The sequence below is a fragment of the Mesorhizobium sp. URHB0026 genome (assembly GCF_054059755.1).
This window is the reverse complement of sequence record NZ_JBSSCN010000001.1, coordinates 2,093,263-2,105,585: the sequence shown is the minus strand read 5'-3', so window position 1 is coordinate 2,105,585 and position 12,323 is coordinate 2,093,263. Positions and strand designations below refer to the sequence as shown.

General features: G+C 63.7%; 11 protein-coding genes. 1 reads left to right on the top strand and 10 read right to left on the bottom strand.

Features of this window, described 5'->3' with window-relative positions:
• The first annotated feature begins 42 nt into the window (after nucleotides 1-42).
• Complete coding sequence (locus ACVWWD_RS10630; protein ID WP_352552790.1) at nucleotides 43-702, top strand: TetR/AcrR family transcriptional regulator; 660 nt, start codon at nucleotides 43-45, stop codon at nucleotides 700-702.
• An 80-nt stretch (nucleotides 703-782) separates the two neighbouring features.
• Here the strand turns inward: ACVWWD_RS10630 and ACVWWD_RS10625 are convergent, their stop codons facing one another.
• From ACVWWD_RS10625 to ssuD, 10 genes are all read right to left on the bottom strand, one after another.
• Nucleotides 783-1,268, bottom strand: a complete 486-nt coding sequence (locus ACVWWD_RS10625; protein ID WP_023772452.1) for a hypothetical protein — start codon at nucleotides 1,266-1,268, stop codon at nucleotides 783-785.
• 167 nt (nucleotides 1,269-1,435) lie between these two features.
• A complete protein-coding gene (locus ACVWWD_RS10620) occupies nucleotides 1,436-2,683 on the bottom strand; it encodes an SfnB family sulfur acquisition oxidoreductase (RefSeq protein WP_023772451.1) in 1,248 nt (415 codons plus the stop codon).
• A 24-nt stretch (nucleotides 2,684-2,707) separates the two neighbouring features.
• Entirely contained in the window at nucleotides 2,708-3,499 is a 792-nt protein-coding gene (locus ACVWWD_RS10615; RefSeq protein WP_352552788.1) for an ABC transporter ATP-binding protein, read from the bottom strand.
• A 66-nt stretch (nucleotides 3,500-3,565) separates the two neighbouring features.
• Nucleotides 3,566-4,903: an ABC transporter substrate-binding protein gene (locus ACVWWD_RS10610; RefSeq protein ID WP_352552111.1), complete on the bottom strand. Its 1,338-nt coding sequence runs from the start codon at nucleotides 4,901-4,903 to the stop codon at nucleotides 3,566-3,568.
• Between the two features lie 79 nt (nucleotides 4,904-4,982).
• Nucleotides 4,983-6,023, bottom strand: coding sequence for a branched-chain amino acid ABC transporter permease (locus ACVWWD_RS10605; protein WP_023772448.1), 1,041 nt, complete (start codon nucleotides 6,021-6,023; stop codon nucleotides 4,983-4,985).
• Nucleotides 6,024-6,026: 3 nt separating this feature from the next.
• A complete protein-coding gene (locus ACVWWD_RS10600; protein ID WP_031240233.1) occupies nucleotides 6,027-6,926 on the bottom strand; it encodes a branched-chain amino acid ABC transporter permease in 900 nt (299 codons plus the stop codon).
• Nucleotides 6,923-7,867, bottom strand: a complete 945-nt coding sequence (locus ACVWWD_RS10595) for an ABC transporter ATP-binding protein (protein ID WP_352552109.1) — start codon at nucleotides 7,865-7,867, stop codon at nucleotides 6,923-6,925. The genes ACVWWD_RS10600 and ACVWWD_RS10595 overlap by 4 nt, the downstream gene beginning before the upstream one ends.
• A gap of 124 nt (nucleotides 7,868-7,991) precedes the next feature.
• Nucleotides 7,992-9,095 carry a dimethylsulfone monooxygenase SfnG gene (sfnG, locus tag ACVWWD_RS10590; RefSeq protein WP_023781689.1) on the bottom strand — a complete coding sequence of 368 codons (1,104 nt, stop codon included), beginning with the start codon at nucleotides 9,093-9,095 and terminating at the stop codon, nucleotides 7,992-7,994.
• Nucleotides 9,096-9,257: 162 nt separating this feature from the next.
• Nucleotides 9,258-10,715, bottom strand: a complete 1,458-nt coding sequence (locus ACVWWD_RS10585; protein ID WP_457103057.1) for an FAD/NAD(P)-binding protein — start codon at nucleotides 10,713-10,715, stop codon at nucleotides 9,258-9,260.
• A complete protein-coding gene (gene ssuD, locus ACVWWD_RS10580; protein ID WP_352552105.1) occupies nucleotides 10,712-11,884 on the bottom strand; it encodes an FMNH2-dependent alkanesulfonate monooxygenase in 1,173 nt (390 codons plus the stop codon). The genes ACVWWD_RS10585 and ssuD overlap by 4 nt, the downstream gene beginning before the upstream one ends.
• Nucleotides 11,885-12,323 lie beyond the last annotated feature (439 nt).

Sequence of the window (12,323 nt, the reverse complement as noted above, 5' to 3'; positions counted from 1 at the left end):
CAATCTTGATTTGCCTTGTGTGGCGTGTCATGCGTCGTCGAGATGGCAGCACTCGAAACGACGATCCAGCGCGCCGCCGCCACCGGCAACATCAAGGCTACTCGCGAAGACTGGCTGAAGCTGGCGCTTGATACCCTGATCTCGGACGGTGTCGAACGCGTCCGTGTGCTGACGCTTGGCCAGCAACTCGATGTCTCGCGCTCGAGCTTCTACTGGTATTTCAAGAGCCGGCAGGATCTGCTCGACCAATTGCTGGACCACTGGCGGCAGACCAATACCCGATTCATCGTCGAGCGTGCCGCACGCCCTTCCGCGACTGTCATGCGCGGGGTGATGAGCATTTTCGAATGCTGGGTCGACGAAAAGCTGTTCGATCCCCGGCTGGATTTCGCCATCCGGGCATGGGCTCGCCGCTCCCCCAGCATCCGGCGTGCGCTCGACGAGGCCGACGAAGAACGCGTCACTGCCATCCGCGGCATGTTCTTGCGTCATGGCTATGAGGAGGAAGACGCGTTCGTTCGCGCTCGCGTGCTCTATTTCATGCAGATCGGCTACTATGCGCTCGAACTCAACGAGCCGATGAGCAGCCGCCTGCCGCATGTTGCCGCGTATCTGCGCAGCTTCACCGGCCAGGAGCCTTCGGCTGCGGATGTCGAGGATTTTTCGCGCTACGTCGCGAAAGCGGTCTCCGGCGGCCGGTAGTCGAAGACTCCGAACTCGTGATCCCAATAGCGCTTCGCCATGGAACGAAGACCAGGCGGCGATAGGATGGTGGGTTCCGGCTAAAGCGTAAACGACCAGAACAGGCAGGCCACCGTGGCGGCGGCAAAGATCACGAAGAACAGGCTGCGCAGCAGCACGTTGCGGCGCAACTCGTTCATGACGAAGTGGCAACCGACGACCGCCACGGCAAACAGGAACCGCCAGTTCAACAGCGCCAGAAGGGCGCTGCCCTGACCGAAGGCCCATCGGGCCAGCAGGCCGCCGACGATGGTGGCGAGCAGCACGATGACAGTCCAGAAGATCGCATCGGCGGCATGGAGGAGGACGATACTGGCCGCGCGGATCGGCAGGATCATCATCAACAGCGCGCTGAAGAAAAAGGCCGCGGCAAGCGGAATGAACGTTCCGGCGTCGGCGATGCCGTCGAGACGCTTGACGCCGATCACGCCATAGGGATAGCCGTGGCGGGCCACCGCAAGGCTCAGCGCCATGAGCAAGGCGGTCAAGACGGCGACGAGGGCGAAGGTCGTGAGGGCTTTGCTCATGGTGTTCCTGTCCTGGGCGAATCAGACAGGAACCGGTGTAACCGATGGTCGTAAATTGCGCGTAAGCGGTCACCCGCCGCGGGCATCCCGAAGGGGATGACCGTCAGGGCAAAGCCACTCGGCGACGACCAGGTCGACCGCAGCGCGCGCCGCCCGCCTCCGGCAGATCAGCTCCAGGCGTGCAGCGGCGGATTTTCGCCGTTGAGGAAATATTTGCCGAGGATCGAATATTTCCAGCGCACCGGATCGTGCAGCGTGTGCGTGCGGGCGTTGCGCCAATGGCGGTCGAGATTGTGTTCGGCCAGCGTCGAGCGCGTGCCGGCCAGTTCGAACAGCTTGTTCGTTGCGGCGATGGCGATCTCGGTCGACAGAATTTTTGCTTCCGCGGTGACGATCTGGGCATGCGCGACCGTTTCGGCTGTCGGCTCGGCCACCGCCTTGTCGATGGCATGACCGGCCTTTTCGAGCAGCGCCTGCGCCGCGTGCAGGCGCAGCGTGAGGTCGCCGATAGCCTGGATGGTGTAGGGATCATCCCAGGCATTGTCGAAGCCGCTGTCGATCCAGGCGCGACTCCTGGTCCTGACAAAGTGAACCGTCTCGTCGATCGCCGCCTGGGCGATCCCCGTGTCCACCGCCACCTGGATGATCTGGAAGATGGCGCCGTCGGCGGTCGGCTTGTCGTAGCCCTTGTAGCCCGGCACCAGATACGTCTTCGGCACCTTAACGTTGTCTATGATGACAGTGCCGGAGAGCGTCGTGCGCTGGCCGAAGCTCGACCAGTCGTCGATGACGGTCAGGCCGGGCGCGCCGCGGTCGGCGATGGCATACCAGGCGCGACCTTCGTCATCGAGCGCCACGATCGGCACCAGATGGGCAAGCAGCGCGCCGGACGAATAGAATTTGCGGCCGTTGACGACGACATGGTCGCCGGCATCGGTGAAGCGGGTTTCGAAATCGGCGGCGCGCTTGGAGCCGAACTCGGAAAAGGCGTTGCCGAACCGGGTGCCCTTCAGCGCCTCGGTGAACAGCAGTTTCTGCTGTTCCACATCCGACACGGTGCGAATGGCGGCGATGACGCCGAGATGGTTTTGCGCGACTTGGCCGATTGAGGAATCGGCCGCCGAGATGATCTCGATCACCTTGGCCAGCGTCGCATAGGACAGTTCCGGCCCGCCGAATTCCTTCGGCACATTGATCGACCACAGGCCGCTTTGGGAAAAGGCGTCGAGCTCGGCAACCGGCCAGATACGCTCGCGGTCGCGCCTGGACGAGTCCTTGATGAATTCGGCGGCGAGCGCATGGGCGACGGCGATCGCCTCCGCATCGTCCCTGATGATGTGTGCTGGTGCCGAGGGCCTTGCGACCGGCGGTACGGCGGCGGAAGCATGGTCTGTCTTGACGGTCGAGACGGTCATTTCATTGCTCCTTCAAAATGCGGTTCAGGCAACGGCGTGGAGACGGGATGGCTTGGCGGCGGGCGACGGCTGCTGGCCGAGATAGAGCGCCCTGATATCCTCGCGCTGACGAAGATCGGCGGCCGCGCCGGATAGGACTGAGACGCCGTTTTCGAGCACAGTGGCGTGGTCGGCATAGCGAAGCGCGACCGCCGAGTTCTGCTCGGCGACCAGGATCGACAGACCGGTCTCGCGGTTGAGTTTTTTCAGCGTCTGAAAAATGTCCTGCACGGTGAGCGGGGCAAGCCCCATCGAGGGCTCGTCGAGAACCAGCAGGCGCGGCCGCGACATCAGCGCGCGGGCGATGGCAGTCATCTGCTGCTCGCCACCGGAGGTGAGGCCGGACAATGTCCGACGCTTTTCCCTGAGGCGCGGAAAATAGGAATAAACCCGTTCGAGGTCCGCGTTGATCTCGGCGCGGCGGCCGCTGCGGCCGATGCCGCCGGCGACCAGGTTTTCCTCGACTGTGAGGCTCTTGAAACAGTGACGGCCTTCCAGCACCTGGACCAGCCCGGCGCGTACGAGATCGCCCGGCTTGCGGTGAGAGACATCCGAGCCATCATAGCGGATAGAACCGGCGTTGACCTGGCCGCGCTCTGCCGGCAGCAGATTGGAGACGGCTTTCAACGTGGTGGTCTTGCCGGCGCCGTTGGCACCGAGCAGCGCCAGAATCCCGCCCCGCCTGATCTCGAAGCTGACGCCATGCAGCGCCGTGATGGCGTTGATATAGCTGGCGTGGACCGCGTCCACGGCCAGGATGATGTCGTCGTTCGGCATGGCTGTTCCCGTGCTTTGCGGATGCGCCGGGCGCCGAGGACGGTGTCCACGGCGCCCGCCCGGAAATCAGTTGGTGGTCACGGCGTTGGCATCGTCGGCCGTGCGCAGCTTGATGCCCTTCTCGGCGGCATAGGCCTCGGCCGACTTCTCGATGATCGGCCGCAGCAGCGCCCAATCCGGCGCGATCCAGTCGGAAACGACGTTCCACTTCTTGCCGTCCCACTGCTGGAAGGTCACGTAGCCCTCGCCCTCGTGGTTGTCCCAGCTGACATTGATCGAGTGGAACAGGTCCTTGGCCCCGAGCGCTTCTACCTTGGACGGGTCGAGCTTGAGGTGTTCGAAGCCCCAGCGGACTTCGTCGCCGGTCAGCGTGCGATGGCCGAACTTCTCCTGCGCGACGCGGATCGCCTCGACATTCAGGATGCCGTTGACGATGCCGAGATTGTGGTAGACCGAGCCGATGCGCGACTTGTCTTCGAGATTGCCCTTGCCGGCGCCGTAGACGGTCTTCACGATCTCCTGCACCACCGGATAGGTGCTGCCCGAGGCCTGGGTGGTGATGGCGGTGTAACCCTTGGCGGCATCCCCGGCGGGGATGACGTCCTCTTCCGAATTCGACCAGACATTGCCGACGATGTGGTCGACGGGGTAGCCGACCTTGACCGCCGTCTTGAGCGCCACCGGGTTCATCACGCCCCAGCCGCGCAGGACGACGAAATCAGGTTTGGCGCGGCGGATGGTCAGCCATTGCGATTGCTGTTCGTTGCCGGGATGCGGCACCTCGATCTGCTGCACGGTGAAGCCGTATTTCTGCGCCAGCAAATCATAGATCGGGATGGTTTCCTTGCCGTAGGGCGAGCCGTGATAGAGCACGACGATCTTCTTGCCCTTCAGCTTGTCGATGCCGCCTTCCTTGGCGGCGATGTAGTTCACGATGCCTGACGTCTCGCTGTAGGGGTTGAGTAGCAGCGGGAAGACGTAAGGGAAGACGCGCCCGTCGGTGGAGTCGGTGCGGCCGTGGTTGACCGTGATCAGCGGCACCTTGTCGGCGGTGATGCGGTCGATCATCGCATAGGCGATGCCGACCGAGAGCGGGTTCCAGGCAGCGGCACCCGCATGGCTCTTCTGCCGCTCGTAGCATTCGACGCCGCGCTCGACCTCATACTGGGTCTCGCACTCGTCCCAGGTCAGCTTGACGCCGTTGACGCCGCCGTCGCGGATGTTGATGAGGTTGAGATAGTCGATGAAGCCGCCGAAGAAGCCGGTGCCGCCGGCCGCGTAGGGTCCGACGCGATAGCTCTGCAGCGGGAAATATTGCTCGTCGGCATGAGCGGATGGCAAGGCCACCGACACGATCATCGCCGCGGACAATGCCGCCGCCTTGATGGAGCTGAGGAAGGTCATGGCTAGGGTACTCCCGGTATCGGCCGTCTTTGATCCGGCCTCTGGTTCATCTTCGAATAGGATTTTGCAGTGCGAGGGCTCAGGTCGATTGCCAGGCGAACAGAAGCCGTCTTCGGATCCTGTCCCACAAGGCCACCAGCCCGTCGGGTTCGAGGATCAGAAACAGGATGATGAGGACGCCGAGCACGACGCGCTGGCTCATGTCGAGGACGCCCGAGTCGAAGACATCGCCAAGCAGGAAGCCGCCGAGGCGCGACAATGCGAGCGGAAAGACCACGATCAGGGCGGCGCCGAAGAACGCGCCGCGGATCGATGCGAGGCCGCCGATGATGATGATGAACATTATCTGGAACGAGCGGTCGAGATCGAAGCCATCCGGCTCTACGGTCCTGAGATAAGCGAACGCCCAGATGACACCGGCGACGCCGATGACGAAGGACGAGACGGCAAAGGCCAGAAGCTTGGTCTTCAAGACCGGGATGCCGATGATGCGAGCGGCGGTCTCGTTGTCGCGGATGGCGATGAAGTTTCGTCCGGTCTGCGACGACACCAGCCGATAGGCGAAGAAGGTCAGGACGACGACGATGGTCAGTGCAAAGAAGTAACGGCCGACGGGGCCGTCGAGTGTGAAGCCTGAAATCGACAGCCTCGGCGCGTCGATGACGCCGGATGCAGAGTTGTTGGAAAACCAGCTGAACTTGGTCAGCGCCCATTGCACGAAGAACTGCGCGGCAAGCGTCGAAACCGCGAGGTAAAAACCTTTCAGCCGCAGGCTCGGCAGGCCGAAGACGATGCCGATCGCGGCGGCCACGATGCCGGCGAGAAAAATGCTGCCGATCAGTGGCAGGCCTTCGACGCGCAGGTTGAGATTGTAGGTGGCAAAGACGCCCGTCGCCATGAAAGCGGCGCTGCCCAGCGAAACCTGGCCGGCGTAGCCGGTCAAGATATTGAGGCCGACACCGGCGAGGCTGAGCGCCAGGAACGGCAGCAGGATGGCCTCGAACAGGTAGCTCGAGCCGATCAGCGGCACGACGCCATAGGCCAATGCGAGCAGGAGTGCGGGCACCGCCCAGTTCGGCAGCACCGTAGCGGCGGGAAAGTCGCTTGTAGTCGCGGCCATGGCTCAGACCCTTTCGACGAGCTTCTGGCCGAACAGGCCGGAAGGACGGATCAAGAGGAAGACAAGCGCAACGACATAGGCGAACCAGCTCTCGATGCCGCCGCCGAAATAGTCGCCGATAAAGACCTCGGCGAGCTTCTCGCTGGCGCCGATCAATAGCCCGCCGACAATGGCGCCAAGAATGGAATCGAAGCCGCCAAGCACCAGCACCGGCAGCGCCTTGAGCACCACCAGCGACAGCGAGAACTGCACCCCGAGGCGGGCGCCCCAGAGCAGCCCGGCGACCAGCGCGACCAGGCCGGCCGCCGCCCAAACGGTGGCCCAGATCAGCGGCAGACGCAGGCCAACCGCGAGTGCGGCGAACTGGTCGTCGGCGACGGCGCGGAAGGCGAGGCCGATGCGGGTGTAGCGGAAGAACAGCGACAGCAGGAGAACCATGCCGGCCGCGACCACCGCCGCGAAGATATCGAACTGGCTGATCAGCACCCCGCCGACTTCCAGCGGCACATCCTCGATGCCGAGGTCAAGGCCATGGACCTGCGTGCCCCAGATCAGTTGGGCGGCGCCCTCGATGATGTAGGACAGGCCAAGTGTCGCCATGAACAGGGTGATCGGCGGCTTGTTGGTCAGCGGCCTCAGCACCGTGCGCTCGATGGCGATGCCGATCGCCACCATGGTGGCGAACGTTGCCACCAACGCCAGTGCAAACGGAACACCGCGTTCGACAAGGCTGACGAAGGTGAGGGCGGCGAACAGCAGCATCGCGCCTTGGGCGAAGTTGAGCACGCCCGAAGTCTTGTAGATCAGCACGAAGCCGATCGCGACCAGCGAATACATGACGCCGGAAAGCAGCCCGCCGACGAGCACCTCGATGAAGAACTGATAGTCGAAATCGGCGATCATATGCCCGCCCTTCCGTCCTTGCGAGAGAGGGCCTCATCGTCCGAGGCGACGCCCAGATAGGCATCGATGACGCGCTGGTCGTTGCGGACCTCGTCGGGTGTGCCGTCGGCTATCTTGCGGCCATAATCGAGAACGGCGATACGGTCGGAAAGGCCCATGACAACGCCGACATCGTGTTCGATCAGGACGACCGTGGTGGCAAAGCGGTCACGCGCGGCGCGCACGAAGGCAGCCATTTCGCTCTTCTCACCTGATGTCATGCCGGCCATCGGTTCGTCGAGGAGTAGCAGGCGCGGCTCCGCGACCAGCGCCCGGGCGAGTTCGACCCGCTTCTGCAGCCCGTAGGGAAGCGTGCCGGCAAGACGATCGCGCACGGCGGTGAGGTCGAGAAATTCGAGGATCTGATCGGCGCGACTGCGTGTCTCACGTCGCTCGCCGCGCGATCGTCCGATGCCGAGCACCTGGCCGGCGAAGTTGGAACGGACCTTGTAGGCAAGGCCGGAGGCGACATTGTCTAGGACGCTCAGTCCCTTGAACAAAGCAAGGTTCTGGAAGGTCCGGGCGACGCCGAGATGGGCCAGCCGCTGCGTCGGCACCTGCGCATAGTCGACTCCGGCGAGTTGGACCTGGCCGCGATCAGGCCGGTAGACACCGCTGATGACATTGATCAGCGAGCTCTTGCCGGCGCCGTTCGGGCCGATGATGGCGCGGATTTCCCCTGATCGAACAGACAGCTCGATGTCGGCCAGCGCGACGACACCGCCGAACGACAGGCCGATGGCCTCGAGTGAAAGCATCGGGGATGTGGCAGCCGCGGTGCCTGCTACCGGCACGGTACGGCCTTCGGACGGCTGCTCCGCCGAAGGCAGGCCCCGCGCAAAAACTTCCGGCGCATAGACCGAGGCTTCCATCGCGCCTAAGGCATAGCTGGGCAACGGCATTCCAGTCGTCCTCGATTTCGCCCGCAGGCGCACGAATTCTCGATGCCGCCCGAAAAGATCGAGCGCGCTTGAAAACCTTCATTCGGGTGCTGGCCGGATTACCCGGCCAGCCTTGGGGAGATGACTATTCCGCTGCCAGCGAAGCCGCCTGCTCGGCATCCTCCAGCTGGCGAACGAGCGGGATGACATGCCTGCCGAAATACTCGACCTCTTCCTGGAAATGCAGGAAGCCGAGCAGGATGAGATCGGCGCCGGCGCGCTTCAAATCGACGATGCGCTCGGCAACCTGTCTCGGCGTGCCGATCAGGTTGGAGCGAAAACCGTCATTGTACTGGACCAGGTCGTCGAAGGAGGACTTCGCCCAATTGCCCTCGCCTTCCGGCGAGGCCTTGCCGGCGTTCTTGACCTCGTGGCCGAAGGCGTTGACCGCTTCCGGATTGGCCTTGGCGATGATCTCGGCAAGCACCGCCTTGGCCTCGTCCTCGGTCTCGCGGACAATGGCGAAGGCGTTGACGCCGACCTTGACGGAATGATTGCTGGCCTTTGCCTTGGTCTTGAGATCATCGACCTGTTTGGCGATTTCGGCCGGCGTGTTGCCGTTGGTGAAATACCAGTCGGAGACGCGTGATGCCATGTCGCGTGCCGCGCGCGACGAGCCGCCCTGGAAGATCTCGGGCAGCGGCCGCGGCGGCTTCGGTTTCAGCGAGTATTCGTTGAAGCGGTAGAAGTCGCCTCGGAAGGTGAAGCTGTCTTCAGTCCATATGCCGCGCAGCGCACGGATGAATTCCTCGGAGCGACGGTAGCGCTCATCATGGTCGAGCCAATGCTCACCGATGGCGTGGAACTCTCCACGGAACCAGCCGGAGACGAGATTGATGGCGACACGGCCGTTGGTCAGATAGCTGATGGTGGCAATCTGCTTAGCCGCCAGCGCGGGATTCCAAGGGCCCGGGAGGATCGCGGCGATCACCTTCAGCGTCGTGGTGGCGGCCAGCAGGTCATGGCTGAACGCCACTGATTCATGCTGCTCGTCGGCGCCGTAGCCGGCGGTGAAACGGATCTGGCTCAGCGCGTAGTCGAAACCGGCCTTTTCGGCGATCTGTGCCAGCTTGCGGTTGTACTCGGCTGAATGGCTGGTGCGCTGCTCGATGTCGGAGATCACCAGGCCGCCCGAAACATTGGGCACCCAGTAGGCGAATTTGACCGCGTCGGTTCCTGCGTGTGCCATGAATTGTCTCCCAGTCAGGCTATTGATCGGTCCGGCCGCAGCCAGATATCCCCATAATTTATTATGTTTATCGAATTTATATACAAAGGACGATTTTCCCTTTTTGGCGCTCTTGCGGGACGGAAATACCAATTTTGCCCCAGCCATGCCGACTTGCGGTTGTCAGCCCGCGCCCGCAACGCTCCCGACGTTGGGGCCAACCGGTCCACCTGAAGTGAGTGTGTCGAGCAGCCCCGCGATCTCGCCCGCGACCCTTTGGGCGTGGCGAGCAACCTCCGGCAGGCCCATGAGTTCGCCAAAGGTGCCTCGCGCCAGCGGACCGGCGACGAAAAGCCCGGTAACCGCCTTGTCGTCACCACCGACGGCGCGGCTATCGAGGCTGGTCTCGATGCCGAGCCCGTATGCGTCCGCCCTGATCAGACTGGCCTCAGTCAGGGAACGCAGCGCCGGATTTAACTGGAGCGCCTGCCCATGGGCCGGCCCTGTCGTGTTGATGACGGCATCGAAGCTTGCCGTCTCGATGCGCGTCTGTCCGCGCCGTTGAAAGCTGACCGCGAGGCTGTCGCCCTCGTCGTTCGACGCGACAAGCCGGGCGGCAATGGTGTCGAATGTGCCGGCGGTCCGGCGGCGGTCGAGCACGGAAGCCACCTGCGGTGCGATCCTGAAGCGATGCACGTCCCAAAACACGCGCAGCTTGCGGACCAGCCTTGTCCGCTCTGGCGGAGCGAGGGCGGACCACAGCACCGGCCCTTGCATGCGCAATTGGTCGAAGACCGACTGCCAGTTGACGTTGGCGGCTCGCGCCGCGGCCAGCGTGGCGCGAATGTTCTTCAGCAGGCCAAGTGCGGATGTGGCCGGCACCGACGCAAAGTCGCCGAAGGGCTCATGTCTGATATCCGGGTGGCCGCGCGAACGCAGTCCGCGGCGCGACAGCGCCAGGATGCGGCCGCGATGCCCCCGGCGGTCAAGCTCGGCCACCATGTCGGCCGAGGTCAGTCCGGAGCCGACGATCAGGACCGACGCCTCCGGCCCGATCCCGGCGAGTGCCGACGGCGCGTAGGGATCGGCGATGAAGCCAGGTGCTTCGGCCAACAAGGCAAGTGCTGCCGGGATGGCCGGCAGAGGATGAGTCGCGGCGAGCACGACGATGTCGGCCGCGACAGGTCCGGCGGAGGTCTGTACCGTCCAGCCCGCGCCGTCGGCTCGAATTACCCGCGTGGCCTGAGCCTCGACATGACTGATAGCGCCCGAGCCGAGCCAAGGTGCGAGCTGCTCGGCGACATAGCGACCGAACACGCGCCGGCGCGGAAACACGTCGCCGTTCTTCCACAGCGCATCGGGGTCCCGCTCGATTTCGCCACTGCCGGCCAGCCAGCGCGCAAAATGCTGCTGGTCTTCGGGAACCATGCTCATCCGGACGGCCGGGACGTTGACGCGGTGCGACGGCTCTTCGCTGGAATAGGCAAGACCGCCGCCGAGCGCGGAACGCGGTTCGATCACCGAGATCGACAGGCGCTCCGGCCCATGCGCCCGCGCAAGGTGCCAAGCGACCGCCGCGCCGGAAAAACCACCGCCGATTATGGCGACGCGTGATCGGCGGACCGGAGCCAGCGCGTTCACGAGGCGCTGGCGAGCGACTTCGGCCGATGGTCACCGGCAATGGTCTCGCCGAACGGCCCGGTGTTGACCGACGACCCGACCGACTTGACCGGATGATCGGTCGGCAGTTTCGGCAGCACCAGTTCGCCGAAGCTATAGGCTTCCTCCAGATGCGGGTAGCCGGACAGGATGAAGGTGTCGATGCCGAGGCGACGGTATTCATCGATGCGCTCGGCGATCGTATCCGGGTCGCCGACCAGTGCCGTTCCCGCACCGCCGCGCACAAGGCCGACGCCGGCCCATAGATTGGGCGCGATCTCGAGCTTGTCACGGTTGCCGCCATGCAGCGCGCTCATGCGCGCTTGGCCGACCGAATCCATGCGGCCGAAGACTTTCTGCGCCGAAGCGATCGTCGCGTCGTCGAGCCGACTGATCAGGCTGTCGGCGGCGGCCCAAGCCCGTTCGGTGGTTTCGCGGGCGATGACATGCAGACGAATGCCGAACGAGAGTTTGCGGCCGGCCTTGTCGGCCAGTTCGCGCACGGCATCGAGCTTGCGTCCGACGTCGGCCGGGGGTTCGCCCCAGGTCAGATATTTGTCGATTTCCTGCGCCGCGACTGCCGATCCGGCATCCGATGAGCCACCGAAATAGAGCGGCGGATAGGGCGCCTGCACCGGCGGGAACAGCAACCTTCCGTCCTCGATGCGGAAATGCTTGCCCTCGTGCTCGACCGTCTCACCGCTCAGCACCCGCTTGTAGATTCGGAGGAATTCCTGCGTCACCTCATAGCGCTCGGCATGCGAGAGAAAGATGCCATCGCCCTTGTTCTCCAGCGGATCGCCGCCGGTGACGACATTGATCAGCAAGCGGCCGTTGGAAATGCGGTCGAGCGTGGCGGTCATGCGCGCGGCAAGCGTCGGCGACTGCAAGCCGGGCCGCACGGCGACGAGGAAACGCAGCCGCTCTGTCAGTGGCGCCAGCGCCGAGGCAATCACCCAGGAATCCTCGCAGGCCCGGCCGGTCGGCAATAGCACGCCGTAATAGCCAAGCGTGTCGGCGGCTTTCGCCACCTGCGTCAGATAAGGCAGATCGACGGCCCTGCCTCCCTCGGTCGTTCCGAGATAACGGCTGTCGCCATGCGTCGGCAGGAACCAGAGAACCTTGATGCGGTCGGGAACATCTTGGGTCATGCCCTGCCTCCCGCGGTTCGGCAATGGCGGCCCGGGTCCGGCACGGTTGAGAGTAGACGCGGAAATGCTGGCATGGCGTGGTCCTGTGCAGGAAAAGGATCGCCCATGCAGATTTGCTTATTCCATAAATTCTGTAGAGTTAGTTTATTCTAAATCCGTCCACGGCATTGGAAATTCTTCCTCATGCCCCTGCGAGCGGATAGGGCCGGTCCCGGCTTGTCTAGTCAGGACGCCGGCTCGACCGCGTTGACGTTGTCCTTGGCGACGACGGTCGGCGGGGTCGACGATGGCGGCGCCACCTTGGAAGGATTGGCCTCCTTCAGGCGTCGAGTGACTTGACCAACCCTTCCATTGTCGACAGGGACGACCCCGCATTGGGTGCATTCCAATTTACATTCTAATATAATCCCATCATTTCCGGCGAACGAACGCTACGGAT

What these genes read in the sequence shown, in the direction of transcription:
- sfnG (WP_023781689.1), bottom strand. Translation starts at nt 9,095, where the DNA reads ATGGCACACGCAGGAACCGACGCGGTCAAATTCGCCTACTGGGTGCCC.
- ACVWWD_RS10615 (WP_352552788.1), bottom strand. Translation starts at nt 3,499, where the DNA reads ATGCCGAACGACGACATCATCCTGGCCGTGGACGCGGTCCACGCCAGC.
- ACVWWD_RS10605 (WP_023772448.1), bottom strand. Translation starts at nt 6,023, where the DNA reads ATGGCCGCGACTACAAGCGACTTTCCCGCCGCTACGGTGCTGCCGAAC.
- ssuD (WP_352552105.1), bottom strand. Translation starts at nt 11,884, where the DNA reads ATGACCCAAGATGTTCCCGACCGCATCAAGGTTCTCTGGTTCCTGCCG.
- ACVWWD_RS10610 (WP_352552111.1), bottom strand. Translation starts at nt 4,903, where the DNA reads ATGACCTTCCTCAGCTCCATCAAGGCGGCGGCATTGTCCGCGGCGATG.
- ACVWWD_RS10600 (WP_031240233.1), bottom strand. Translation starts at nt 6,926, where the DNA reads ATGATCGCCGATTTCGACTATCAGTTCTTCATCGAGGTGCTCGTCGGC.
- ACVWWD_RS10620 (WP_023772451.1), bottom strand. Translation starts at nt 2,683, where the DNA reads ATGACCGTCTCGACCGTCAAGACAGACCATGCTTCCGCCGCCGTACCG.
- ACVWWD_RS10625 (WP_023772452.1), bottom strand. Translation starts at nt 1,268, where the DNA reads ATGAGCAAAGCCCTCACGACCTTCGCCCTCGTCGCCGTCTTGACCGCC.
- ACVWWD_RS10630 (WP_352552790.1), top strand. Translation starts at nt 43, where the DNA reads ATGGCAGCACTCGAAACGACGATCCAGCGCGCCGCCGCCACCGGCAAC.
- ACVWWD_RS10595 (WP_352552109.1), bottom strand. Translation starts at nt 7,867, where the DNA reads ATGCCGTTGCCCAGCTATGCCTTAGGCGCGATGGAAGCCTCGGTCTAT.